The following is a 24,773-nucleotide window of genomic DNA, read 5'->3' as shown; positions in this document are numbered from 1 at the left end:
GAAGGCCTTTTTCCACAGGGATTCGGGGCATCTCGGGGCAGTGTGGGGCAGATCGTCCACAAGGCCCGATTTCGCCGTCGCAGAGGGTGTTCAGCGCCTTACAGTTACCGCCATGTCAGGGCCGAACGAGTTTCTCCGCGAGGCGCGGGAACGCACCCCATCACGGCGCGCGCCGGGCGAGCACATGTCCCGGAGCGAGCTGGCCGACACCATCTGCGCGTGGCTCTGGGACACCACCGAGATCAAGTACGAGCTGGACGGCCACTACATCGCCAAGCTGGAACGCGGCGCGGTCCGCTGGCCCGGCGCGGCGTACCGCTCCGGGCTGCGCCACGTGCTCGGCGTTGCCTCCGACAACGACCTCGGTTTCTTCCCGCCCGCCGGCCTCGCCCTGACCGAGCCGGAGCTGACGCCGCCGGCGTCGATGGCCGGCCACGACGACGATCTGGTGACCGCGGGCGACGAGTCCATCGGGCTGCTGTCGTTCGCCGAGGAGTCGAACGTCGGCGAGCTCACCGTCGAACAGTTGCACGCCGACATCGAGCGGATCGCGCAGTCGTACCTGCGGACGCCGATCCGGCCGTTGTTCGCGAAGAGCCGCGCGATCCGCGACCGCGCCTTCGGACTGCTGGCCGGCAACCAGTCACCGCGGCAGTCCCGGGACCTGTACGGCGCCGCCGGCTGGGCGATCACGCTGCTGGCCTGGATGTCGGTCGACCTCGGCCGGCCGGACATCGCCGAGGGCCACACCCGGACGGCGTGGGCCTGCGCCGAGGCCGCGGATCACGACGTACTGCGGGGCTGGATCCGCGCCACCCAGCACACCGCCGCGTTCTGGCAGGAGGACTTCGCCCGCGCGGCGGCGTACGCCGAGGACGGCCTGCGGTACAACGCCGGCACGGCACGGCTCTTCCTCGCCAGCGCGGCCTCGGTCGACCTCGCCCGGGCCGGGCGCACGGACCGGGCCCGTGACCTCCTCGATGTCGCCCGAACCCTCGCCGTGCGCCCGGCCGACTCCGAACCAGGCGGCGTCCTGCTCTGTACGCCGGAACGCGCCGAAGGACTGTGGGCGGACACGCACCTGGCGTTCGGCGACGCCCAACGGACCGCGGATCACGCCGACCACAGCATCGCCCTGTTCGAGGCCGTCCCGTACGCGCTCCGGAACGCCGGTTCCGAGCGGATGGCCCGGCTGCAGCAGGCGAAGGCCCGGCTGCTCCTCGGACACCTCGACGGCGCGATCGAGGCGGTCGACCCGGTGCTGGAGCTCCCGCCGGAGTACCGCGTTCGCCCGTTGATCCAGCGCCTCGCGGAGGTCGCCGCCCTGACGTCGCCGTACGCGCGCAGCCCGAAAGGCCGGATGCTGCGGGACCGGATCGCGGAGTTCACCCAGCAACCCGGGCTACCGGCCCGCCTGACCACCCCGGACCGACGACGCGTGATCGAGGAGCACACATGATCAGGGAAGTCCGCGATCACTGGTACTGGCGCCCGAACTGGCGACCCGGGCGGTCGTTCTACACGTGGCACGTCACCTTCGCGAACGATCCCGTGCTGACCGACATGCACGCGGCGTACGGGCGGCTGGTCGGTTCACTGCCCGGGATCACGCCGGTGCCGGTCCAATGGCTGCACCTCACGCTGCAGGGCATCGGGTTCGCCGACAAGGTCCCGCAGTCGGACCTCGATCCGATCATCGACGCGGCGCAACGCCGGCTCGAGTACTTCCGTCCGTTCGAGATCAAACTCGGCCCCGCGGTCGTCGACGTCGAGAGCCTGCAACTCCCGGTCTCCCCCGTCGACCGCCTGCGCCGCCTGCGCGCACAGCTCCGCGCCGCGATCACCGACGTCTGGGGCAGCGACTCCGTGCCCGCACTCCCAGAGCTCGACCCGCACATCTCCCTCGGCTACTGGAACCAGCCCGCCCCCGCCGACCCCCTCCGCCAACGCGTCAACGCCCTCCCCGGCGGCACAGCCCGAACCGAACTGACCCAAGTCACCCTCATCAACCTGACCCGAGACAACAACCACTACGAGTGGACCACCTACGCAAACCTCCGCCTCGGAGTACGCCGATGAACGCATCCCTCTCCTCCGACGTGGCGGCACCGATCATTCGTGCCCTCCTCGACTTCCGCACCCTGTGGACAACCCACGATCTCGTGACGACCAGCGGGGTCACGGCGCCGTCCGTCCGCCGGGTGATCGGCCAGCTGGAGCGCGAGGATCTTGTGGAGCGCAAGGCTCCCGGCGTCTTCGCAGTACCAAGCTGGCTGGCGCTCCTCCATCGCTGGAACCAGGACTTCGCCTTCAGCCGCAACCCCTGGTTGTCGTACTGGCGAAGCAAGCACGATCTCCAGACACTCCTCGACCGCATACCGGGTACGTCGGTCCGCCACGCGGTGAGCGGCACAGCGGCCGCCCAGCGTTGGGCTCCTGACACCCCGGCCGGCCCCACCGTGATCTACACGCCGGATGCTCGATCCGCTGCCGCGTTGTGGGAGCTGGTGCCGTCGAGGAGCAAGACGATCGTCCTGGCCCAGCCGCCGACCGAGCTGCCGTACACCCGCACACGAAAGCTGGAATCCGGCCTCCGCCTGGCTGCACCGACCCAGGTGCTGTCCGACCTGCTGACCGGCGCAGCCAAGTCCCCCACAGCCGCCGAGCCCCTGACGCAGTGGATGCTGCAGCACGAGCTTGAGTGGCGTTACTGAGGTGGCGAGTAGGCGCGGATGGAGACCACGTGGGCGCGTTGGGCGCCGTTGGTTTGGCGGGTGGTGAGGCGGAGCTGGGTGGCTTGGGTCGCGGTGTGCAGGTGATGGTGTTGGGTGCGGTGGTGGTTGTCCGTGACCGCGGCGACCAGCTGCCACGGGCCGTCGCCGTCCCGGACCTCCAGGTCATAGGCAGCGAGCAGCGTCGGAAGGGTCTCGAACGGGGTCCGATGGTGATGCAGGTTGATCAGGTCCTCTTGGACATCGGCATCCAGGACGACGACGATCTCGGAGAGTTCGACCGGCTCGGGCCAGGTGAGTTCGAGCCAAGGCTCGGAGTCCCACGCAAGATCTTCGGACGACCACAGGTTCGGGCCGCCGTACGGCCGGGAGTAGCCACCGATCACCTTGTCCGGTGCGTACGCCGCGGTCTCACCAAGACGGATGCACAGACCGCCGCGAGGCAGGATGTGCTTCCAAGCGCGGAACTGCTCCGTCCACTGCTCGTCGGCCGCCGGGTCGCGATGAGCAAAGTGAACTGTCCCCGGAAGCCTCGTCGCAGCAGTATGCACGGAGACGTCCGGCGTGCTGCGCAGTACGACGAACGCGTTGGACGGAGCCGCCGGACGCCAGGCCAACGGGACCTGGATCCAGCGCTTCTCCCCAGCCGGTAGGTCGACGGTGCAGGAGTCGACGAGCTTGGCCGGGAGGTAGTTCTGCGCCTTCACCGGGTCGTGCAGCTCGACGGTCAAGGAGCCGCCGGCCGAGTCGACGAGTAGCTCGAACCCGTCGAGCGCAGGGTCGACCGGGATGACCATGCCGAGGTCGGTGGTCAGCGGCAGCGTTCCGGACGAGACCTCGAGCGCGGGCCGAGTCAGAGTGGAGGACGCGGTGACGGTCGCGGCCAAGGCAACGTTTTCCGGATCGTCGTCGACGACCCCGAGAACCGACGCGTCGGCGCGGGTCAGCGTATGCTTCAGCAGGCCGAACCGGTCGTGCGCCAGCTCGCGTGGCGTCAACCCGTTGCGCAGGGCAACAGCCGCGCCGACGCCGGCCGCTTCACCGAGCAGCGCACAGGTCGCCATCACCCGCGTGGTCCCGAACGCGACATGGCTCGCGCTGATGTTCCGCCCGGCCATCCACAGATTCCGGACGTTCCGTGAGTACAAGGAACGCAGCGGAATGTGGTAGTTCCCGTCCGGATGCCAGTGCTTCGATCCGCGCTCGGCCGCGTACACGCCGCCGGGCGGGTGCAGGTCGATCGACCAGCCGCCGAAGGCCACCCGGTCGTCGAAGTCGGTCTGCCCGAGCACGTCGTGCTGGGTGAGCACATGGTCGCCGAGGAAACGCCGGTACTCACGTTTTCCGGGGACCGACCCGATCCACTCCAGGGTCAGGTTGTCCGCGTCGAACCGCCCGGAGTTCTTGATGTGGTCCCAGATCCCGTACACGACGGCCTGCAGCTCGTCGCGGATCGCCTCGTTGTCGTCGACGACGTCCAGCTCACCGCCCCACTCGATCCACCAGAACGCGCAGCCGTTCAGATCCGTCCGGATCACCCGGCGTTCCGGAATCGCGGTTTCCGTGACGTCCCGGGCGAACGACGGCGGCACGAACCGGACCGGTTCCCCGGCGTCCTTGCTGTAGAAGAGGATCGTGCTGCCGAGCGTGTTCGAGTCCGGTACGTCGGGCGCCCACGACTCGTCGTACTGCGAACGCGGCTCCCGGCCGGTGCGGAACTCCGCGCCGGAAAGCATTCCGACCAGCCCGTCTCCCGAGCAGTCCACGAACACCGGGCTGACGAACCGGATCTCCTTCTCGGACCCCATCTGCCACCCGGTCACCGACCGGATCTCGCCGTCCGCGGCCTCGACGGAGCGGACGTCGGTGTTCAGGTACAGCGTGATCCGCGGCTCGGCGCGGACCGCCTCCAGCAGCACGAGATCCCAGTAGTACGGGTTTCCGAGCGGATTCCGGAACTGGTTCTCGACGAACAGCTCACCCATGATGCCGGTCTCGCGGGCGAAGCTCTGGACGCCGTGCGCGGTCGCGCCGCACACCCACACCCGCACCTCACTGGACGAGTTGCCGCCGAGCACCGGCCGGTTCTGCACCAGCGCCACGGTGCTCCCCTGCCGCGCGGCTCCGATCGCCGCGCAGATCCCGGCGAGCCCGCCGCCGACGATGGTCAGATCGGACTGGACCTCGAGCTGTTGCATGCACTGACCTCTCTAGGTATCTGGCTGTACGACGGGCTGCCCGGGCCCGTTCGGATGATGTGCGGTCAGGTGGTCGGGCACCCGCTGTGCGACCAGGACGAACAACAGGCCGGCCGTCAGTACGTCGCTCGCGCGGCCGGCGAAGAACTCGGTCCAGTTCGCGCCGTTCGGCGTACCGGTGTCGAGGGTGACGTCCGCGATCCGGCCGATCGGCGCGTCCGGCATCCCGGTGATCGCGACGGTGAGCGCGCCCTCCTCGCGGGCGCGCCGGAGGAAGTCGAGGGTGGTCGGATCGGTGCCGGACCGCGTGACGGTCAGCGCCACATCGCCTTCGCCGAGCAGGCCGGCGCCGATCTGCGACGACTGCGGACCGTCGAAGAATCCCACTGGGATCCCGATCCGCAGCAGCCGGATGTACAGCTCGCGGGCCGGGATCGCGTCGCCCCACTCGCCGTAGATATGAGTACGCCCGGCGCCGGCGATCGCGTCCGCGACCCGGGTGGCCGCGGTCAGATCGATCGCGGCCAACGCGTTCCGCAACGCGTTCGCCTGCGTCGACGCGAGCACGTTCAGCACCTGCTCCGGCGGGTCCGCCGGCCCGATCGCCATACCGATGTCGCTCGCCCAGCCCGCTTCCAGACCGCGGCCGACCTCCATCGCCAGCGCGGCCCGCAGCGCGGGATACCCGGCGTACCCGAGGTGGGTCGACAGCCGGGTGACCGTCGCGGCCGAGGTCTGCGCGGCCTCGGCCAGCTTGGTGATCGAACCGCGCGCGACCTCGTCCGGGTTCGCCAGGACGTGTTCGGCGACCCGCTGCATCGCGCCGTTCAGCTCGGGCAGGGCCCGCTTGACCTGCTGCAACGGACTCGGACTGCCGGCTCGTTCCATCGAGGAATCCATTCCGTGATCATCACGTATAGACGAACTGCGCACTCGCGACCCCGTCGGCGGCACTCACCACCCGCACCCAGTGCGCACTGAACCCGGGCGGGAAAACGTGTGACCGAACCTGCCCCGGCTCGACCGTCAACGTCTCCACCGCGCCGAACCGGCCGTGCCCGTGGAAGTCGATCTCGACCGTGATCGGCAGCGGGACGTCGGAGAAGTTCTCCAGGTGCAGGCACTTTCCGTCGAAGCCCGTCATCAGGTACGGATCGGACGGAACGCCGGCGGAAACCGTTGTCTCCCACCACGGCCCGCCCCATCCGGCCGGCTTCCCGAAGCTCCATAGGTCGTCGGTCTTCCCGAACCACAACCCGGACTGCGGCTCGGCCGTCGTCGGATTGAGCCCGTGACTCGGCGAAGCGTTGTCCGCGCCGGCCACGAGCATCCCGCGCCACGAGCAGAAGTCGCCCAGCACCCACAGATGCGTCGAGATCGGGCGGACGCCCCAGATCCGGCCGCCGTACGCCCACGGCGACAGCTCGTAGAACAGTCCGTGGTGGTCCAGCAGCAGCCGCTCGTGCTCGACCTCACGGATCCGCGGCCACTCGGTCTGCCACTTGTGGTCGAAACAGTGCGACGCCTTCGGCAGCCGGTACCGCGTCCATTGCTGGTCGGCCTCGGTGAACACCTCGAGGATCGCCGACGCCCGGTCCCAGCCGGTCGCGAAGATCGTCCCGCCGAACTCGTGCCGTCCGCCGATCGCGGTGAACGGATCGTCCCGCAGGATCTTCCACTCCTGGCCGTCGTACTCCGCAAGTCGTCCGCGCGACCGCTCACCGGCCCATTCCGGCTCGGAATACTCGTTGGAACACACCACCAGCCGGCCGAACGAGGTGTAGCAGTCCTTGTAGTGGACCTTCATCTCGCCGTCGGTCCCGAGCTCGTCGTTGAGATCGAAGAGCTGCGTGCACTCGTACGTCGTGACGTCGAGCTCGAACAGCTCGCCCTCCATCGCGAGCACGTAGACGTGCGTGTCCGGTTTCGTCAGGTGCCGCGCCGTACCGCACACCCGGAGCGGCTGCAGCTCCGGGACCGTCACGATCTTGTGGTCCGCGGAAATCACGTGCGGCCCGAGGACCAGCTTCGAGGTCGGAAAATGCACGAAACGGTTGGTGTACGTTCCGTCCACGCCGAGAGTTTCCGGAACGATTTCCATCGACAGGTCGGCGTCGACCCGGCGCAGGCTGACCCCCGCACCGGACGGGGCCTTGTGGGAGTTGTAGTTCTGGACGTAGAGCTTCCCGTTCCACGGCATCAGCGAACCGATACCGAGCTCGCTGCGCGGCGGACCGAAGTCGCCGATCTGCGCGAGATGCGGAAAAACCCCTGAAACGTTCTGCATCATTTGATCCCTGTATGAGTCATGGCGGCGATGAAGCGGCGTTGCAGGACGACGAACACGATCAGCACCGGCACGATCGAGATCACCGAGGCGGCCATCGTCAGGCCGGGCGCGATCTGGCCCTGTTCGTCGACGAAGTTGGTCAGGCTGAGCGGCAGCGTGTACCGGTCCGGGTTGCTGATCAGCACCAGCGGCGTCTCGTAGTCGTTCCAGGACCAGACGAACGCGAGGATGCCGAGCGCGCTCATCACCGGCGTTGCCAACGGCAAGTAGATCCGGGTGAACACGCGCCACTCGTTCGCGCCGTCCATCCGGGCCGCCTCGGCGAACTCGGACGGCTGGCTGACGAAGAACTGGCGCATCAGGAAAGTGCCGAGCACGGTGAACATTCCGGGCAGGATCAGTGCCCAGAGCGTGTCGTACAGCCCGAGTTTCTGGAAGTAGATGAACCGCGGAACGAGCAGCAGCTGGGCCGGAATGATGGCCGTCGCCAGGTACAGCAGGAACAACTTGTCCCGGCCCTTGAACGACATCCGGGCGAAGGCGTAGCCGGCCATCGTCGCGGTGATCAGCTCCCCCGCGACCCGCAGCAGCGCGACGAACACCGAGCGGCCGAACGCCGGCAACACCGAGGTCGCCCCGCTCAGGACCGTACTGAAGTTGTCCCACTGGAACGGGTCCGGGATCCACTGCATCGGGATCTTGTAGGCGTCCACGTCCGCCTTCAGCGCGGTCGAGATCATCCATGCGAACGGCGCCAGGAAAGCGATGGCGAGGATCCACAGCGGAACGCCCCAGATCCATTTGCTGTATTTACTGGTCATTGAGAGCCCTCCCGCGCTGCGCCCGCCAGGTGACGAGGGTCAGGACCAGTACGCCGACGAAGGTCACCAGGCCGATCGCCGACGCGTAGCCGAACCGGTAGAACTGGAAGCCGGTCTGGTACATGTAGTACGAGATCGTGGTGGTCGCGTCCCCCGGACCGCCCGCGGTGATCAGCGCGATCAGGCCGAAGCCCTGCGACGCGCCGATGATCAGGGTGACCAGCAGGAAGATCGTTGTCGGCAGCAACGACGGCCAGGTGATCACGCGGAATTTCGACCACGCGGACGCACCGTCGATATCGGCCGCCTCGTACAGCTGTCGTGGCGCGTCCTGCAGCGCGGACAGGTAGATCAGCGAGCAGTACCCGACACCTCCCCACACCGCCATCACGATCAGCGCCGGCAGCGCCCAGTGCGAGGAGGCGAACCATCCCGGCTGGATCCCGAACGCGTCCAGCACCTGGTTCACCAGGCCGGCCTTCGGATTCATCAGCATCAGCCAGGTCATGCCGATCGCGACCACGTTGACGATGTACGGCAGGAAGAAGATCGCCCGCAGGACGGCGCGGCCCGGGAGCGGGCGGTTGAGCGCGATCCCGAGGGCGAGTCCGAGGACGACGGTGAGCGGGACCGACACGACGACGTACACCAAGGTCAGGCCGATCGCGTGCCAGAACCCGGGGTCGCGGGCGATCGCGACGAAGTTGTCGATGCCGTTGAAGGTGATGCCGCCGAGGCCGGACACCAGGTTCCAGTCCGTGAAGGCGAGCACCACCACGCTGATCAGCGGGATCAATGTGAACGCGAGTACGCCGAGCAGGTTCGGGGCGATGAACAGGAATCCGATCCAGCCGGACGGGCGGATCCCGGAACCCTGCTCGGTGCGGGCCTTGGTACCGGCCGCGACGACCGTGGCGGTGGCCATCAGGGCCTCCTCTCGTTACGGGCGATCGCGGCGTCGGCGAGCCGCCGTACCTCACGGATCGCGACCCCCGGGTCCTTCTCGCCGAGCCAGCACAGGTCGCGCTGCTGCTTCACCGCCAGGGAAATCTCCGGAAATCCGGTCAGCCGGGTGTCGGTGGCGAGCTTCGGATCGGCCGCCAGCACGACGCGCCGGAACGAGTCGAGATCGAAGTACTTTTCCGGCTCTTTTCCGAGCATTCCGGAAACGATCTGCTCGTCGGTGACGTTGCCGAGTGCCGGCATCTTGCCGCCCTTGAGCATCGGAGTCGCCCCCTCGGTCAGCCAGAACTTCACGAACGCCCAGGCCGCCTCGAACTTCGGCGACTTCGGGTTGACCATGATGAAGTTGCTGAACGAGCCGCCGTTCCAGTTCTGGCCGTCGACGGTCGGCGACGGCGCGAACGCGACCTTGAAGTCGTGCGGGTACTTCTTCGCGTCGTACAGGTAGCGCAGGTTGAACGGCGCGGTCGACCAGAGGTGGAACTCCTCGCCGAGGAACGAGTTCTGCTGGTACGCGTCCAGGTGCCGGGACAGCACCTCGGTCCACGGGAACGCCGTACCCTCGGCGATCATCTCGCGGCCGATGCGGAAACCCTGCTCGAAATGCGGATCGCCGAAGTTCGACCGGTTTCCGTCGTACCAGTAGTTCGGTCCGAGGGCGATCCGGGCGATGTCGGGCAGCGTGTACGTGCCGACGGTCTTGTCGGTCGTGAGCTTGCGAGCCGTCGCGCGGAACTCGTCGATCGTCCACGCCTGCGGGAGTTCGACGCCGGCCTGCTGCCGGAGTTTCTCGTTGAACAGCACGAAGAACGGCTCCCGCGCGGTGGCGAGCGCCTTCACCTTGCCGTTGTCGATGTACGACCGCGGCTGCTCGGTGTCGAGGAACACCTGCAGGTCCGGGTCGGCCTTGACCCGATCGGTCAGGTCTGCCGCCAGGCCGGACCCGGCCCGCAAGGCCATCGCGCCCTGCGAGTACGTGAAGTACACGTCGATGTCGACGCCGCCCTGGAGGGCGGTGTCGAGCTTGAGGTTGCCGCGGTCGTCGTTCACGAACCGCGTGTAGTTCACCTTGTACTGCGGAAACTTCGCCTGGAACGCCTTCACCACATCAGCCGGCCCGGACGCCGCCGGCACCCCACCCCACACCTGCAGAGCCCCAGACCGCCCACTGTCACCACCGGAACACCCCGGCACCACAGCAGCAGCCAACCCTGCCCCCACCCCGGCCAACACCTCCCGCCGAGAAAACCCTTTACGCCTCACACTCCACCTCCCACCAGATTGCGCAAAAGATTAGCAATCCAAGCCCCCTGTGCTCACCCCTTACGCAAATCTTTTTCAGCCGCCGCTAACGACAGGAGGTAGCACCTCCCGCCAGCCACTCGCGTCTGATCACCCGCGTACCTCAGACGGATCGACAGGCCTACCTCCTGTCGTTAACGCGCCGTGAGCGCGCTGCGAACGGTCTCAATCACCCAGGCCGGATCCCCGATCACCTGCTGATAGGTGAACCGCAGCACCAACCAACCGGCAGCGACCAGGTCGTCGTACCGTCGGCAATCCGCAGCGAACGCGCCCGGCGAGCCGTGGAACTCGTATCCCTCGGCCTCCAGCGCGATCCGCGCCCGCCGATGCCCGAGATCGACGCGAACCCGGATACCGCCGGCGTACACGACGACTTGCGGCTCGAACTCGTCGATCCCGGCGTCGATCAACAGACTCCGCAACATCGACTCCAGAAAGCTCTCCGACCGCGTGACGGCCGCCGCGGCGACCCGAACCGCATTCGGCCGGCCCGGTCCGCGCATCGCCTCGGCAGCCGCTTCCAGCTCGTCCTTCGCCAGCCTGCCGGTGCCCAACGCCGCGTCTGCCACCGCGAGCGCCTCGCCGAACGGTAGGAGCCGCGAGCAATCGAGGACTGTTCGCAGCAGGCCGGTCAGCCGAGCATCACGCTCCGCCGACGAGACCGCCGCCCAGTGCAGCTCAGCTGGGCGGCCCGGGCGCGGCCTGCGGTTCGCGGGAACAGTGACATGGGGCTTCTCCGGCCGTACGAGCAGCGGCAGCCCCCAGGCCGTTGCGGCGCTGCTGTACGAAACGACGCCGTCGTAGGCGACCGCAGCAAGTCGGTCCGGTCCGAGACTCGGCAGGCCGTAGACACCACGCGCGAGCCGCTCGATCTCGCCCCGCTGCACCGCCGCCTTCAAGACCCCGGCCGAGACCAACCCAGCCAGCTGCGCGGCTGTCGCACAGCCACCTAGCCGGGCCAGGATCTCGGCGGCAACGGTCACCCAGCGATACTGCGGGATTCGCCGCGACCGCGCCGGAAGTTGTCCACAGGCCCGCTAACGACAGGATGTAGTAGCCCCCGTGTAGGCCCGGCACGCTCAGCCGGCCGATCAGGAACGGCTCAGCGGGCAGTACTTCCTGTTCTTACAGGGTGCAGTTCACCAGGACGGGTTCGTTGATGAGGGTGATGTTGAAGGATTGCTGGACCTGGGTGCGGACGTGGGTGGCCAGGGTGAGGAGTTCCTTGGCGGTGGCTTGGCCTCGGTTGGTGAGGGCCAGGGTGTGTTTGGTGGAGACGGCGGCGTTGCCGATGGTGAAGCCCTTGGAGACGCCGGCGTGTTCGATGAGCCAGGCGGCGCTGGTTTTGACGCGGCCGTCGGGCTGCGGCCACTGGGGCGCGCCGGCGGGGACCTCGGGGGGGGTGTCGAGGAGGGGGTTCGTGAAGAAGGAGCCCGCGCTCCAGGTGTCGTGGTCGGCGGGGTCCAGCACCATGCCCTTGCCGCGGCGCAGGCCGAGGACGGCTTCGCGGACCTCGGTCATCGGCGCGCGCGATCCCGGCTCGACGTCGAGTACCCGGGCAAGTTCGGCGTACCCGACCGGCGCGGACAGATCACCCAAGGTCAGCTGGAAGGCGACCTCGAGTACGACGTACCGCGACGGGTCGGCCTTGAAACGCGAATTGCGGTAGCTGAACCCGCAGTCGGCCGCGAAGATCGTCTCCACCTTGCCGGCGACCCGGTCCCAGACCCGGACGGACGCGACCGTCTCCGCGACCTCGTGACCGTACGCCCCGACGTTCTGCACCGGTGTCGACCCGGCGAGCCCGGGGATGCCGGACATCGACTCGAGCCCGCTCCACTCCTCCGCGATCGCGCGCTGGACGACGCCGTCCCAGTCCTCCCCGGCGGCGATGTGCACCATCGCCCCGGCGCAGGCGGACGCGTCGACGCGGATCCCGGATGTCGCGACCTTCACCACGGTCCCGCGGAAACCGTCGTCCCCGATCACCACATTGCTGCCGCCCGACAGGAGCAGCACCGGTTCCCCGGCCGCGTCGGCGTCCCGGACCGCCGTGATCAGGTCGTCCTCGGTACCGACCTCGACGAACTTGTCGGCCGTACCACCGATCCGCAGCGTGGTGTAGTCAGCCAGCGACACGTGCGTACTCACCGGACCCGCACGACCGCCCTGGCCCGGCCGAGCACCTTCTCCTCGCCGGCAACCGCGGTGATGTCGATCTCGGCGAGGCCGTCCGCCACCTTGTCGACCTTCGCGGAAAACGTCACATTCGCGCCCTTGTCGTCATCCGGTACGACGACCGGCTTGGTGAACCGTACGCCGTACTCGACCAGGTCGGCCGGATCGTCGAGCCAGTCCGTGACGACGCGCACCGCAGACGCCATCGTGAGCATCCCGTGCGCGATCACACCCGGGAGGCCGAGCGCCGCCGCCATCCGGTCGTTCCAGTGGATCGGGTTGAAGTCCCCGCTGGCCCCGGCGTACCGGACCAGGTCCTCGCGCCGCAGCGTGACGGTCAGCGGCGGAAGCTCAGTACCAACCTCGATCATGCGTCCGCCCGGTTGTGCGAGAGGGTCGACGTCGCCGTGGCGATCGGTTCGCCGTCGACGGTGGTCAGGGTGGTCTCGTACATGATCACCTCGACGGGACCGGCCTTGCGCACGGTGGTGATGGTGGCGGTCGCGGAGATCGTGTCACCGGCCTTGATCGGACGCGTGTAGCTGAACTTCTGCGCGCCGTGCACGATCCGGTCCAGCCGCAGGCCGAGTTCCTCGTCGTTCAGCAGCTCCTCGAGCGCGCGGCTGCCGACCATGAACGCGAACGTCGGCGGCGCGATCGCGTCATCGCCCCGGTACGCCGGGTTACGGTCGCCGATCGCGTCGGCGAACTCCCGGATCTTCTCCCGGCCGACCTGGTAGGACTCGGCGGCCGCGTAACTCCGGCCGACCATCGTGGCGTCGATCGTCATATCCGCTAACCCTACTGGCAGACTGCCAGAGCGTGCCTGGCAGTCCCACGCCGTAGCGAGCAGGTGCTCGGCGGACAGTAGGCGTGGGGCTGCCAGGTACGCTCTTCCCCGGGTTTCCGCCGCCCATGATTCCGACGGAGAAGGTGGAACGTGACGGCAGTGGCCGCGCTGGCGAAGTACGCGCCTCGGTACCGGCTGGAGATCGGCGAGCCGGAGGGCTCCGAGTGGCTGCGGGTGGACCGGATCCTGGAGCCCGGCAGCCCTGAGCTCACCGAACTGCTGAAGCGCGACGACGAGGCCAGTTGTCACCGTACGGCGCATGCGAACGCGCTCAGCATGATGTCGTTCTACGCCGGCCGCGCGCCCGCGACGGCGCTCCTGCTGTGGGCGCTGGAGGGCCGCGTCCTCGACATCCGCCCGGAGAACCTGTGGGTCCGGCCGCACGACGGCCACGGAATCGCGGCGGTCGCGGTCCGTTCCGCGGATTTCCTGCCCGGTGGGCTGAAAACGCTGTACGACGTCGTACTGCGGAAACACCTGCTGCCACTTTCCGAGGAACTGCACCGGCGGACGCGAGCGGGGCTACGGCAGGTGTACGGCGGTGTCGCGGCCGGCGTCGCGATGGGATTCTGCGCCGCGACGCGCGAGGACGTCACGGTGGAGCCGGCGTACCTGCTCGAGCGCTGGCGGACCTTCGTCGCAAAGGCGCCGGGCGGCCTCGCGCGGCTCGGCGAGGTGGAAGTGGCGGGCGGGAAGCTCGTCTACCTGCGGAACACGTGCTGTCTGTATTACACGAGCGACGTCGGCAACGGGACGCTCTGCGGCTCCTGCTGCCTCACTCCCCGTGACGAGCGTCTCACGGCGTACGAGGGCGGCCGCCCGATTCTGACCGTGTGAGGGAACAAGCAAAGGGCCGCTTCGGGAGTCCGAAGCGGCCCTTGCGAAAGAGCTGAGGTCAGCGGGTCTCGCGGTGGTCCGTGTGGTCGTTGCACCGGTGGCAGTACTTCTTCAGCTCAAGACGATCCGGGTCGTTGCGCCGGTTCTTCTTGGTGATGTAGTTCCGCTCCTTGCACACCGTGCACGCCAGCGTGATCTTCGGGCGAATGTCGGTCGACTTGGCCACTGCTACCTCTTCGGGTCATGAGTACGCAACTTGGGTGATCGCACTCTCGAAATACTGAGTCGGTAGCGGGGGCGGGAGTCGAACCCGCGACACCACGATTATGAGCCGTGTGCTCTAACCACCTGAGCTACCCCGCCGGGTGAGTTGGGCTCCCACCCGGAGGTGGGATGCCGTTCTCAGAGCCCCTTTACGGAATCGAACCGTAGACCTTCTCCTTACCATGGAGACGCTCTGCCGACTGAGCTAAAGGGGCGGGCCGAGGAGAGAGATTACACGGTCCGCCGCCCCGATGTGAAATCGAGCCGGCCACACCTTGCAGGCCCCTCAGTCCGTCCCGGAAAGCATACCGGTTCCGCGGAGTGCTCCTGACCAATTTTCAGTCCAGTACGGCGTCGTCCTCGGCGAAGTCGGCCGAGGCGTCCGTCGGCGGATGCGCGAGGTGCCACTGCACGGCGGCACGCAGCGTCTCCGCCGGATCCACCGGAGCCCACCCGAGCACCGTGCGCGCCTTCCACTGGTCCATCAGCAGGTGCTGGTCGATCGCCCCGGTGAGCGACAGATCCGACGGCAGCAGGTCGTCCCGCACCCGCACCAGTTCCGTGTCCTCGGCGCCCGCCGCCGCCAGGATCTGTTCGGCGAACAGCCGGTACGGCGCGGTCGACGGCTCCACCACGTTGAAGGCACCGGGGTGGTCGCCACCCAGCGCCAAGGACACTGCGGCTGCGACGTCGCCGACGTACACGCGACTGAAGAGGAACTGCCCGGAACCGACCGGGATCCGCCGCCGCCCCGCCCGGACCCGCCGCAGGACGAACTCGAAGCGCCGCTGATAGTCGTGCTCGCCGTACACCGCCCCGAGGCGAAGCACGGTCGCGCCGGCCGGGAGGTACCGCTCCTCCATCTCCAGGTTCTCGTACTCCGGTCCGTCGACGAACCGACGCTCGCGCAGCGGCGACTCCTCGGTCAGCGGCAGCGCGTCCGTCGTACGGTCCGAGTGCAGGCCGTCGTACGCGCGGTAGACGTCGCCGCTGGAAATGGCGACGAGCTTCACGGACGGCCCGACCGCGCCGAGGGCCGCGTCGGCGGCCGCCGCGTTCATCCCCGAGATGTCGACGAGCGCCTCGGGATCGAACGGCTTCAGCGCGGCGGCCAACGCCGTCCCGTCGTGGCGGTCGACGTGCGCGTGCTCGACCGGCACCAAATCATCCGGCACCAGATCGTCCGGCTCGTGGTCGCCGCGGTGCACCACCAGCGGCGTATGCCCTTCCCGCACCAGCCGCTCGACGACGGCCCGGCCGATGAACCTAGTTCCACCCAAGATCGCGATCCGCATGGACACAGTCCTACCCGTCCTGGTAGCCAGGGCCCAGATTCGTCTGCGGCGAGCAGACATCAGATGTCGAGAACCCTCGAACGGCTTCGTCCTACTGACAGAACCTACGAGAGGAGCACAGATGTCCGAGACAGCTATGCCGCCGGTGGTGCCGGCCGAGGAGTGGGCTGCGGCTCGCGCCGAACTGCTGGTCGCCGAGAAGGAGGCCACGCGGACCCTGGACCGGATCGCGGCCCAGCGGCGACGGCTGCCGATGGTGCGGTTCGGCGAGTACACGTTCGCGGCGGCGGACGGGCCGGTCACGCTGCTGGAGTTGTTCGGTGAGCACCGCCAACTCGCGCTGTACCAGTTCATGGACGCCGGCCCGGACGCGTTCTGCCCCGGCTGCACCGGCTTCACCAAGAACGTCGTCAACCTCACGGGCCTGGCGGGCAACGACGTGGCCTGGGCGACCGTTTCCGACATGCCGATCGAGCAGATGGCCGGGTACTGGAAGCAGATGGGCTGGGAGCACATCCCGTTCGCGTCCTCGGCGGGTACGACGTTTTCCGCCGACTGCGGCGTCGGCGGCGGCTTCCTGCTGAGCATGTTCCTGCGCGACGGCGACAACGTTTTCCGCACCTACACGACAGGCCAGCGCGGCGTCGACCGCCTGCTGTTCAGCACCAACGTCTCCGACCTCGCCGCGTACGGCCGCCAACAGGACTGGGAGGACTCCCCAGCCGGCTGGCCACAGACACCGACGTACGGCTAGAAGTGCCCTAGGTCCAGACGCGGCTCGGGTACGACGAACGCAGTACCGGCATGACCTCTGTGACGAAAGTCTCAACGGACTCCCGGTTGTCCTCCTCCGGGAGTCCCGCGACCTCGAGCGAGATCCCGGAAAGCTCGTGCCCGAACGCTTCCTGGTACCGGCCGAACTTGTCGATCACCTGCTCCGGCGACCCGACCAGCACCGATCCGCCGTCGAGGAACTCCTCCAGCGTGTGGAACGGCAACTGGTTGTGCCGGGCGCCGGGTGAGTCCATGAACGCGTCGAAGATCGGCCGGTAGCCCTCGACCGCTTCCTGCGACGTTTTCTTCAAATACAGCCCGTTGAACCCGGCGCCCACGACGGCGGCCGCCGGGTCCCGCCCGTACGCCTCCCAACGCTCCCGGTAGTGCCGGATCAGCCCGGCGTACTTCTCCAGCGGATGGAACCCGTTCGCCGAGAACAGAGGGTCACCCCAGCGCGCCGCGAGCTCGGTGGACTCCGTCGACGACGCCGATCCGTGCCACAGCGGGATGCCTTCCGGCCGGTACGGCCGCGGCTGCGTGGTCGCGTCCGTCAGCGCCGGACGGTACTGCCCCGACCAGGAAACTCCCGTTTCCCGCAGCAGCCGCCGGAGCAACTCGTACTTCTCCCGGTTCCGGTCCCACTGTCCGTCCAGCTCATACCCGAACAGCGCGTTCTGGTCCGGGTCGTTGCCCTTCCCGATGATGATGTCGAGCCGTCCGCCCGACAGCTGGTCGAGCGTCGCGTAGTCCTCCGCCACCCGCACCGGGTCCAGCAGCGATAGCACCGTCACCGTGGTCAGGAGCCGGATCCGCGATGTCACCGCCGCGATGTAGGACAGTACGACCGGCGGCGACGACGAGATGAACCGTTGCGCGTGCCGCTCCCCCACGCCGTACGCGTCGAAGCCCAGCTCCTCCGCCCACTGCGCCTGCTGGGCGACGCGCCGGAATCGCTCGGACGGCGTCAGCTGCACGCCGCTGATCGGGTCCGGCGAGTTGTCGATCAGCGTGTACGTACAGAACTTCATCGTGGCTTCTTCTCGCCCGCGGTCACCGGCAGGCCGAGGCGGTTGCCGGGTACGGGTGCCGGGCAGGTCCCGTACGCCGTGAACGCGAACGGGAGGTTGATGGTCCGGTTGAAGTCGATCCGCACCGACCCGTCCCGCTCCACCGGCCCGGTCGTCACCGTCCGCCAGGGCGCCGTCTCCTCACCGTTCGTCTGGTCGTGGAACGAGAGGGTGAGCCGGCTGTCACCCGCAGCAGTCGCAACCAACTCGTAGGCCGCACCGCCCAGCGCCACGTGCACGGTCCCGACCGCGGTGATGTGCTGACGCAGGTCGTCGCGCGCCGTCGACACCTCCACCCGCTGCGCCTTCGGATACGGGCTGAAGTACCCGGTCACCGTCCAGGCGTCGTCGATCGGGTACGTCGGTACGCCCCTGAAACCCTTCCGCGTCGCGGCGCCCGGGTCCCGTTGCCGGACGGCGTACCGGCCGCCGCGGAGAACGAGTTCCGCCAACCGGTTTCCGTGCAGCAGCCAGCTGAGTGAGCCGGCTTCCGGAACGCTCGCGGAAACCGTTCCGTGGACGGGTTCTCCGCCCGCCGTCAGTTCGCCGGACGCCGTGACGTGGGCTCGGCCGTCCGCCCACCACTGTCCGGCCAGACCCTCGATCGCGCTGGGCGTGGCCGACAGCCAGTCGAAAGCGACGATGGACAGCCAGCCGTAGTCGGTGTCCAGGTCGCGCTCGCGCGCCGCGTGCCAGGTCTGCCAGTCCTGCTCCAAGTCGGAAACGACCGTCATGACGCTTTCCTTTGTTCGCGGTGGGCGACCTCGGACCGGACCAGCGGGATCACGTACCGGCCGAAGTCGATCGCGTCGTCGTAGATGTCGTAGCCGCGGGCGGAGAAGATCCGGATCCCGAGGTCGTAGTAGTCGAGCAGCGCGGTGGCCACGGTTTCCGGCGTTCCGACCAGTGCCGTGGAGTTTCCGCCGCCACCGGTCAGCCCGGTCGGCGCCGTCCAGAGCGCGCGATCGTGGCGCTCACCGGCTGCGACCGCCTTCAGCAACCGCTGCGATCCGGCGTTTTCCGGGGTCTTCGACCGCAGCCGGGCGCTCGCCGGAACACCCCCGGCCTGCACGTCCTTGATCCGGCCGAGAATGCGTTCCGCCTTCTCCCAGGCGAGTTCCTCGGTCGGCGCCAGGATCGGCCGGAACGCGATCTGGATCGTCGGCCGGTCGGTCCGCCCCGCCCGCGCCGCCGCGGCGTCGATGGTCGCCAGCTGTTCCCGGGTCCCGGCCAGCGGCTCACCCCAGAGCGCGAAGATGTCCGCCTCGGCCGCCCCGACCGCGTACGCCGCCGTGGACGAGCCGCCGAACGAGATCCGCGGCCGCGGCTGCTGGACCGGCTTGATGTCGGCGAGGAACTGCTCGAACCGATAGTGCTTTCCGTCGAAGTCGAACCGGGTGTCCGAGGTCCACGCCTGCTTGAGGATCTGGATGAACTCGGCCGTCCGCCCGTACCGGTCGTCCTTCGCCAGGAAGTCGCCCTCGGCGGCCTGATCAGCGGTCGAGCCGCCGGTGATGACGTGCACCTCGAACCTGCCGCCGCTGAGGTGATCCAGGGTCGCAAACGTTTTCGCGGTCAGCGTCGGATACGCGACGTTCGGCCGGTGGGCGACGACCAGGTTGATTCGCTCGGTGCGGCCGGCGACGTACGCCGCGACCTGAGCCGGGTCAGGGGAACCCGAGTGGTAGGCGAACAGGATGCGGTCCCATCCGTTGTCCTCGTGGGCGCGCGCGAGTTTGCTGGTGTACTCCAGGTCCAGCGGACCGCCGGATCGCGGCGTCACCTCGCTGGCCGGATTGGTCCCGGCGATGCCGAGGAACTCAACTGGCATGGCGTTCTTCCTTCCGTACGGTGGGTGCGAGCAGCTTGAGCAGGTCACGGGCGACGGCGTCGTTCTGCCGGAAGCCGGGACCGTTGAAATGCGGGCGGGAGAAACCCGACGAGCCGGCCGATCCGGAAACGGACGACCCGAGCAGAAACAGCGTTTCCTGCGTGGACCCGTCCGCGCGGATCGCGCGACACCGTGAGTCCGCCTTGAGCTGACCGCCGCCGAGACTGGTTCCGTCGGCCGCGAACAGTTCATCCGCCGCCAGCCCACCCGAGTCCAGCAGGCCGCGCAGCAACGGGTCGGCGGCCGCGAGTACGTCGGGACGCGGCAACCGGGCCTCGACGAAAGCCCGTGCCCGGATCTCACCCGGGACGGCCGGGCTCGTGGCGACGAACTGATCGTTGTCGATGGCAACGCCAAGTTCCGGTCCGGCGAACCGGACGATGCCGGCCCGGTGCAGCGCGAGCAGTTCCTCCAGCCGCCGCGGCGGCGGCCCGCTCGCCACGAACGAGAAGAAACCGTGCCACTCGTTCTCCACCCGCCGCACCCGGTCCTCGTCCGACAGCTGGCCGTCGGTGATCGCCCGCGACAGCACGCTGTAGATGCTGAGCAACGCGTTGAAGACGGCCAGATCCGCCGAGTACGCCGGATCCGCGCGCCGCAGCAGATCGTTCTCGACCAGCTCGGTGAGAAACCGCTCGAACCCTTCCCGATCCTCGAACAACCGACCGGCCAACGGCCGATCCACCTCGCCCCGGACAAACCGGTCCTCCGGATCGGGAACACCCGCGGCAACCACGGCACCAAAGGCGGTGGAGCTCGCAGCCCGGGACGGGGACGGCGACCAGCGGTCGAGTGCTTCGGCGAAGTCGCCCCACGACCCTCGGGTGCGTTCGGGATGGGCAGCGAAGAGCTGCCGGTAGTGGGCGTAGGCCAGTTCCTTCTCGATCAGCGGTGCGACATCACGATCGAAGTCGAGCAGGCCCTCGCCCAACGCTTCCGTCGTCAGGTAGCGCGTCGGCACCGGCTTCGTTCCCGGGACGGTGTAACCGAGCTTCGAGTGGTACGGCACGCCGCGGCGCGAACCGACGTACAGGATCGGCTCGTCGCCGGAGGGGTGATAGCTGAGCAGCCCCTCGCACTCGTCGTACCAGCCGCCGCGGCCCTCGGTGAGCAGGACCATCAGGTCGACGAACGCCTGCCCGAATCCCCGGACGATCACCGGCGCCTGCGGCCACAACCCGTCCAGGTCGACGTCGGCGGTGTACCCCGGCGGGACGTAGGTCAGCCCGGCGTCCGCGGCCTGCGCCGCCCACGCCGATTCCGATGCCGTGGGCAACCGATCCAGGTAGCCGAGGGCGAGCACCACCGCGTCGGCCGCGATCTCCCGTCCGGACGCGAGGATCACCCGCTGGTCCGCAGTGAGCTCGACGGCTCGCTCCGGATGGGTGACGACGGTCGCGGGGAGATCGCGGACGACGCGCTCCCACACCCACGCCAGGTACTCCGCCTGCACCAGGCGCGGTGGGAAGTCCAGCGGGCCGGGAGGTTCGAGCCCGGCCTTCTCGAGGATCACCGCGCCCTCGCCTGCGACCCAGGTGGCGAGGTCCGGCCCCGGCACGATCGGCCCGTCGCACTCGACCGACTCGTCGGTGAAGATCGTGACGTCGGACGTCATCGAGTTCATCCACAGCAGCCGCGACTGCTCGCGCCGCCAGATCCGTCCGCCGCCGGCCGGAAACGGATCCACCACGTGGATCTCGACCCGGCGGCCGCCGAGCAACTCGCCCGCGCTGGCCGCGAACCGTTCCAGCAACCCGGCGGTCCGCGGCCCGCCACCGACGAACACCACCGTCGCAGCCGGTTCCTTCCACGTGTGCAGCGAGGCCACCGTCATCGTTCCAGCCCCAGGTGGTCGCGGAGCGTGGAGCCGCCGTACTCGGAACGGAAAACGCCGTACTCGCGGAGCAGCGGGACCACCCGGTCGACGAAGTCGTCGAGGCCGGACGGGGTGAGATGCGGAACGAGGACGAAACCGTCGGCAGCGTTTTCCTGGACGTGCCGGTTGACGGCCTCCGCGACCGTGGTGGGCGAGCCGACGAAGGTCTGCCGGTTCTGCTGGTTGATGACGGTCTGCCGCAGCGACCAGCCGTGTGCCTGCGCCTGTGCCCGCCACTCGGAAACGATCGGAAACGGATCGTTGTACCCGACCCGCCCCTGGGTCACCGACGATCCGACGACCGGGTCCTCGGCCGGCAGCGGACCGTCCGGGTCGTACGCCGAGAGGTCGCGTCCCCAGAGCAGCTCGGCCAGCACCAGCGCGGTCGGGCCGGACACCTGCTGTTCCCGGATGTACGCCGCTTTCTCGATCGCGTCGGCGTCCGTGTCCGCGACAACGACAGTCACCGCAGGCATGATCTTCAGCGACTCGTCGGCCCGCCCGTACTTCGCCAGCCGGGCCTTGACGTCCTTGTAGAAGGTCTGCCCGGCCCCGAACGTCCCGTGCCGGCTGAAGATCACGTCCGCGCTCGACGCCGCGAACTCGCGTCCCTCGTCGCTGTCACCGGCCTGGATGATCACCGGCCGGCCCTGCGGCGACGGCGGCAGGCCGAACCGCCCGCGGACCGTGAAGTGCGGGCCGTCGTCCGCGAAGGCCCCAGCGCCTTCGCGGGCGAACGCGCCCGCCGCCTGGTCGAGGACGAGTTCGTCACCGCTCCAGGAGTCCCAGAGTTTCCGCACGATCCGGAGCGATTCCTGCGCCCGCACGTACCGGTCGCCCTTGTCGAGGTACCCGCCGCGGCGGAAGTTCTCGCCGGTGAACGCGTCCCAGGACGTCACGACATTCCAGGCCGCGCGTCCGCGGGAGACGTGGTCGAGGGTCGCGAGCCGTTTCGCCAGTTCGTACGGCTCGTTGAAGGTCGAGTTGACGGTCGCGGCCAGGCCGAGGTGCGTCGTGACCGCGGCCAGTGCGCTGAGCACGGTGAGCGACTCGGGCCGGCCGACCACGTCGAGGTCGTGGATCCTGCCCTTCACCTCGCGCAGCCGCAGTCCTTCGGCCAGGAAGAAGAAGTCGAACGTTCCGCGTTCCGCCGTTTCCGCCAGTTGCCGGAACGATCCGAAATCGATCTGCGACCCGGCGGCGGGATCCGACCAGACGGTCGTGTTGTTGACCCCCGGAAAGTGCGCGGCCAGGTGGATCTGTTTGGTCATCGCGTACTCCTCGCGTACCTGTTCACGGGCCGCCGCAAACCGAGCCGTCCGCGCAAACTCCCGCCCCGCTCCCCGGACCCGGCCAGGCCGCGTTCCCGCAGTACGGGAAGCAACTGCTCCGCGATCACCGGCACGTCGAGCTCGAGCGACGCCGGCCGAAGCTGTACGCCGTCAACGCCCGCCTCGACCCACCGCTCGATCGATTCCAGGAGCCGCCCGACGCCGTCGGCATGTGGCCGCACCTCGACGGAAACGAGAACGATCGGACCGCGCGGGTCCCGATCCGGGGTCAGCCCCACACTCCGGCTGCCGTCGCCCGCCGCCAGCGTCACGCTCCGGCGATCCGCCGCAGACTCCGAACCGGAGCGCAGCGCCCGTACCTGCGCGGAAAGCTCGCCGGAATCCGGCAGAAACACCAGTTCCGCGTCTGCGGCTGCCTCCAGCGCCTCCGGCCCGCTGACCCTGATCGCCGTGATCGGATGCCCCTGCGGCGGCCGCGGAACGATCGACGGGCCTTTGACACTGAACGTCGGCGACGCGAAGTCGACGTAGTGCAGCTTCTCCCGGTCGACGAACCGCCCGGTCGCGGCGTCGCGGATGATCGCGTCGTCCTCCCACGAGTCCCACAGGCGACGGCCGGCGTCGACGACGTACCGCGCCTCGCGCCAGGTCTCGGCGGCCGGCGCCGGCTCCCGCCGCCCGATCACCGCAGCGGCTTCGGCCGACGTCGAGACGTCCGCGATCCATCCGGCCCGGCCTCCCGAGATGTGGTCGAGCGTCGCGACCGACGCCTGTACGTGGAACGGCTCCGTGTGCGTAACGGTGATCGTCGGCAGCAACCCGATCCGCTGCGTCACCGGCGCGACCCGTGCCGCCAGCCCGAGCGCATCCAGCCGGACGCTCACCCGGCCGGGTACGTCGGCCGGCGCCTCGAGCGCATCCGCGAACGTCACGAGATCGACGCCCGCAGCCTCTGCCCGCTGCGCCGCACGGACCGCGAGCTCACCGGTCAGAATCGCCCGCGGATCGACCTCCGGACCGCGCCACGCCCCCGGATCGCCACCCGCTCCGTCGATCTCGATCGCCGTGACGAACCGGCTCATGACGCCACCTTCAACGCCACCGAGAGGTCCTTGCTGAACGGCAACGGGCCGACCGACTCGGGATCGGCCTCGGTGTCGAACTGCGGCTCGAACCCGACCGACAGGTACAACCCCGCTGCCTCCGGTTGCCGCGGACCGGTCGTCAGATACAACCGCCGGTACCCGAGATCGAGCGCTGCCGCCTCCAACTCGGCGAGCACGCGACGCCCCAGCCCTTGCCGGCGATGCAGATGCGACGTCCACATCCGCTTCACCTCGGCGGTCTCGTCGTCGTACCGACGGATCGCGCCGCCGGCAACCGTCTGGCCGCCGTACCGCAGCAGTACGAACACACCGCCGCGCTCGACGTGGAAGTCCGACGGCGGTACCTCGGTCAGCTGGGTGTTCTCGTTCGTCCGTCCGTACCGCGTGCTGTACTCGACGACCAGGTCCGCCAGCAACGGCGCCGCCTCGGGATCCTCCGGCCGCGCCCGGATCGCCTCCACCGCGGCGAGCTGCACCGGCGTGCTCTCCACCGGCTGCTCGCCCTCGACGGTCGCGAGAAACGCCTCCGTCACCTGGTACAACGGGACCGACGCGACCGGATCGAGCAGCAGCCCGCCGCCGTCGTACAGCTGGACGTGCGAGGACAGGACGAACCATCCCTGCCCGATCGCGCCGGCGCCGAGGCTGGTAAGCACCGGCCGGAGCGCGTAGTCGATCACCAGCACATGCGCGGGCGTGCCACCCGTTGCCAGCGGCAACACGGTCTTGCCCTTCAACGCGTACTGCGGCAGCAGATCCAGGAACACCTTCAGCAAACCGGAGTACGCCGCTTTGTAGACCGGGGTCGTGACCACGACCGCGTCGGCCGCCTCCAGCAGCGCGGCCGCCGCGGAAATCGCTGGATCGTCGGCCTGACCGCGCAGCAACGGCTCGGCCGGAAGGTCGCGGAGGACGATCGGCGTGACGGTGTGGCCGTGGCTGATCAGGCGCTTGGTGACGTAGTCGAGCACCGCGTCGGTCCGCGACGGAACCGACGGGCTGCTGGAGATCGTTGCAATGGTCGCCATCGA

The 24,773-nt window shown here is 68.7% G+C and carries 24 protein-coding genes and 2 tRNA genes; 5 read left to right on the top strand and 21 right to left on the bottom strand.

Going from position 1 to position 24,773, the window contains the following annotated elements; all coding sequences use genetic code 11:
- The first annotated feature begins 112 nt into the window (after positions 1-112).
- From E0H92_RS07130 to E0H92_RS07120, 3 genes are read left to right on the top strand one after another with little or no spacing between them, the layout of a single operon-like run.
- The gene (locus E0H92_RS07130; protein WP_131465620.1) at positions 113-1,459 is read left to right on the top strand and encodes an NsdA family TPR-like regulatory protein; all 1,347 of its coding nucleotides are present in this window, start codon (positions 113-115) and stop codon (positions 1,457-1,459) included.
- A complete protein-coding gene (locus E0H92_RS07125) occupies positions 1,456-2,079 on the top strand; it encodes a 2'-5' RNA ligase family protein (RefSeq protein ID WP_131495744.1) in 624 nt (207 codons plus the stop codon). Before E0H92_RS07130 ends, E0H92_RS07125 begins: the two co-directional genes overlap by 4 nt.
- Positions 2,076-2,714 (top strand): hypothetical protein, encoded by a 639-nt coding sequence (locus E0H92_RS07120; RefSeq protein ID WP_131495743.1) that lies wholly within the window; start codon positions 2,076-2,078, stop codon positions 2,712-2,714. Before E0H92_RS07125 ends, E0H92_RS07120 begins: the two co-directional genes overlap by 4 nt.
- Here E0H92_RS07120 and E0H92_RS07115 read toward each other — a convergent pair.
- From E0H92_RS07115 to E0H92_RS07070, 10 genes are all read right to left on the bottom strand, one after another.
- Complete coding sequence (locus E0H92_RS07115; protein ID WP_131495742.1) at positions 2,708-4,930, bottom strand: FAD-dependent oxidoreductase; 2,223 nt, start codon at positions 4,928-4,930, stop codon at positions 2,708-2,710. The genes E0H92_RS07120 and E0H92_RS07115 overlap by 7 nt on opposite strands.
- Before the next feature lie 12 nt (positions 4,931-4,942).
- Positions 4,943-5,818: a MurR/RpiR family transcriptional regulator gene (locus E0H92_RS07110; protein WP_238153111.1), complete on the bottom strand. Its 876-nt coding sequence runs from the start codon at positions 5,816-5,818 to the stop codon at positions 4,943-4,945.
- A gap of 22 nt (positions 5,819-5,840) precedes the next feature.
- Positions 5,841-7,217, bottom strand: a complete 1,377-nt coding sequence (locus tag E0H92_RS07105; RefSeq protein ID WP_165549715.1) for a hypothetical protein — start codon at positions 7,215-7,217, stop codon at positions 5,841-5,843.
- Positions 7,217-8,041, bottom strand: a complete 825-nt coding sequence (locus E0H92_RS07100) for a carbohydrate ABC transporter permease (RefSeq protein WP_131465609.1) — start codon at positions 8,039-8,041, stop codon at positions 7,217-7,219. Before E0H92_RS07100 ends, E0H92_RS07105 begins: the two co-directional genes overlap by 1 nt.
- Positions 8,031-8,966 carry a carbohydrate ABC transporter permease gene (locus E0H92_RS07095; RefSeq protein WP_131286454.1) on the bottom strand — a complete coding sequence of 312 codons (936 nt, stop codon included), beginning with the start codon at positions 8,964-8,966 and terminating at the stop codon, positions 8,031-8,033. Before E0H92_RS07095 ends, E0H92_RS07100 begins: the two co-directional genes overlap by 11 nt.
- Entirely contained in the window at positions 8,966-10,138 is a 1,173-nt protein-coding gene (locus E0H92_RS07090) for an ABC transporter substrate-binding protein (RefSeq protein ID WP_131465607.1), read from the bottom strand. Before E0H92_RS07090 ends, E0H92_RS07095 begins: the two co-directional genes overlap by 1 nt.
- 302 nt (positions 10,139-10,440) lie before the next feature.
- Complete coding sequence (locus tag E0H92_RS07085) at positions 10,441-11,292, bottom strand: type IV toxin-antitoxin system AbiEi family antitoxin domain-containing protein (RefSeq protein WP_131495741.1); 852 nt, start codon at positions 11,290-11,292, stop codon at positions 10,441-10,443.
- A 142-nt stretch (positions 11,293-11,434) separates the two neighbouring features.
- Positions 11,435-12,460, bottom strand: a complete 1,026-nt coding sequence (locus tag E0H92_RS07080) for a UDP-N-acetylmuramate dehydrogenase (protein ID WP_131495740.1) — start codon at positions 12,458-12,460, stop codon at positions 11,435-11,437.
- Positions 12,457-12,858, bottom strand: coding sequence for a MaoC family dehydratase (locus tag E0H92_RS07075; protein ID WP_131495739.1), 402 nt, complete (start codon positions 12,856-12,858; stop codon positions 12,457-12,459). The genes E0H92_RS07080 and E0H92_RS07075 overlap by 4 nt, the downstream gene beginning before the upstream one ends.
- Positions 12,855-13,277 (bottom strand): FAS1-like dehydratase domain-containing protein, encoded by a 423-nt coding sequence (locus tag E0H92_RS07070; RefSeq protein WP_131465599.1) that lies wholly within the window; start codon positions 13,275-13,277, stop codon positions 12,855-12,857. Before E0H92_RS07070 ends, E0H92_RS07075 begins: the two co-directional genes overlap by 4 nt.
- A gap of 150 nt (positions 13,278-13,427) precedes the next feature.
- Between E0H92_RS07070 and E0H92_RS07065 the strand changes: the two genes are divergently transcribed.
- Positions 13,428-14,174 carry a (2Fe-2S)-binding protein gene (locus E0H92_RS07065; RefSeq protein WP_238153109.1) on the top strand — a complete coding sequence of 249 codons (747 nt, stop codon included), beginning with the start codon at positions 13,428-13,430 and terminating at the stop codon, positions 14,172-14,174.
- A 58-nt stretch (positions 14,175-14,232) separates the two neighbouring features.
- On the opposite strand, the gene rpmG is transcribed toward E0H92_RS07065, so the two are convergent.
- The 4 genes from rpmG to E0H92_RS07045 form a co-directional block, all read right to left on the bottom strand.
- Positions 14,233-14,400 (bottom strand): 50S ribosomal protein L33, encoded by a 168-nt coding sequence (gene rpmG, locus E0H92_RS07060; protein ID WP_130384703.1) that lies wholly within the window; start codon positions 14,398-14,400, stop codon positions 14,233-14,235.
- A gap of 63 nt (positions 14,401-14,463) precedes the next feature.
- Positions 14,464-14,537, bottom strand: a tRNA-Met gene (locus E0H92_RS07055).
- Between the two features lie 43 nt (positions 14,538-14,580).
- Positions 14,581-14,653, bottom strand: a tRNA-Thr gene (locus E0H92_RS07050).
- Positions 14,654-14,776: 123 nt separating this feature from the next.
- Positions 14,777-15,733, bottom strand: coding sequence for an NAD-dependent epimerase/dehydratase family protein (locus E0H92_RS07045; RefSeq protein ID WP_165549714.1), 957 nt, complete (start codon positions 15,731-15,733; stop codon positions 14,777-14,779).
- 121 nt (positions 15,734-15,854) lie between these two features.
- Here E0H92_RS07045 and E0H92_RS07040 point away from each other — a divergent pair, with 121 nt between their 5' ends.
- The gene (locus tag E0H92_RS07040) at positions 15,855-16,487 is read left to right on the top strand and encodes a DUF899 family protein (RefSeq protein WP_131465596.1); all 633 of its coding nucleotides are present in this window, start codon (positions 15,855-15,857) and stop codon (positions 16,485-16,487) included.
- A gap of 7 nt (positions 16,488-16,494) precedes the next feature.
- Here the strand turns inward: E0H92_RS07040 and E0H92_RS07035 are convergent, their stop codons facing one another.
- The 7 genes from E0H92_RS07035 to ssuE are packed head-to-tail and all read right to left on the bottom strand — an operon-like array spanning position 16,495 to position 24,770.
- Complete coding sequence (locus tag E0H92_RS07035) at positions 16,495-17,538, bottom strand: LLM class flavin-dependent oxidoreductase (RefSeq protein ID WP_131465594.1); 1,044 nt, start codon at positions 17,536-17,538, stop codon at positions 16,495-16,497.
- Complete coding sequence (locus E0H92_RS07030; protein WP_131465592.1) at positions 17,535-18,311, bottom strand: DUF1684 domain-containing protein; 777 nt, start codon at positions 18,309-18,311, stop codon at positions 17,535-17,537. Before E0H92_RS07030 ends, E0H92_RS07035 begins: the two co-directional genes overlap by 4 nt.
- Entirely contained in the window at positions 18,308-19,408 is a 1,101-nt protein-coding gene (locus tag E0H92_RS07025) for an LLM class flavin-dependent oxidoreductase (RefSeq protein ID WP_131495738.1), read from the bottom strand. The genes E0H92_RS07030 and E0H92_RS07025 overlap by 4 nt, the downstream gene beginning before the upstream one ends.
- Complete coding sequence (locus E0H92_RS07020; RefSeq protein ID WP_131495737.1) at positions 19,398-21,302, bottom strand: FAD/NAD(P)-binding protein; 1,905 nt, start codon at positions 21,300-21,302, stop codon at positions 19,398-19,400. Before E0H92_RS07020 ends, E0H92_RS07025 begins: the two co-directional genes overlap by 11 nt.
- Complete coding sequence (locus tag E0H92_RS07015) at positions 21,299-22,615, bottom strand: NtaA/DmoA family FMN-dependent monooxygenase (RefSeq protein ID WP_131495736.1); 1,317 nt, start codon at positions 22,613-22,615, stop codon at positions 21,299-21,301. The genes E0H92_RS07020 and E0H92_RS07015 overlap by 4 nt, the downstream gene beginning before the upstream one ends.
- The gene (locus E0H92_RS07010; RefSeq protein WP_131495735.1) at positions 22,612-23,718 is read right to left on the bottom strand and encodes an LLM class flavin-dependent oxidoreductase; all 1,107 of its coding nucleotides are present in this window, start codon (positions 23,716-23,718) and stop codon (positions 22,612-22,614) included. Before E0H92_RS07010 ends, E0H92_RS07015 begins: the two co-directional genes overlap by 4 nt.
- Complete coding sequence (ssuE, locus tag E0H92_RS45455; protein WP_131495734.1) at positions 23,715-24,770, bottom strand: NADPH-dependent FMN reductase; 1,056 nt, start codon at positions 24,768-24,770, stop codon at positions 23,715-23,717. Before ssuE ends, E0H92_RS07010 begins: the two co-directional genes overlap by 4 nt.
- Positions 24,771-24,773 lie beyond the last annotated feature (3 nt).

The organism is Kribbella speibonae (assembly GCF_004331375.1).
In the GTDB taxonomy this organism is placed as follows: Bacteria; Actinomycetota; Actinomycetes; order Propionibacteriales; family Kribbellaceae; genus Kribbella; species Kribbella sindirgiensis.
The sequence above is the reverse complement of the archived record's forward strand: the minus strand, read 5'-3'. Positions and strand labels throughout refer to the sequence as shown.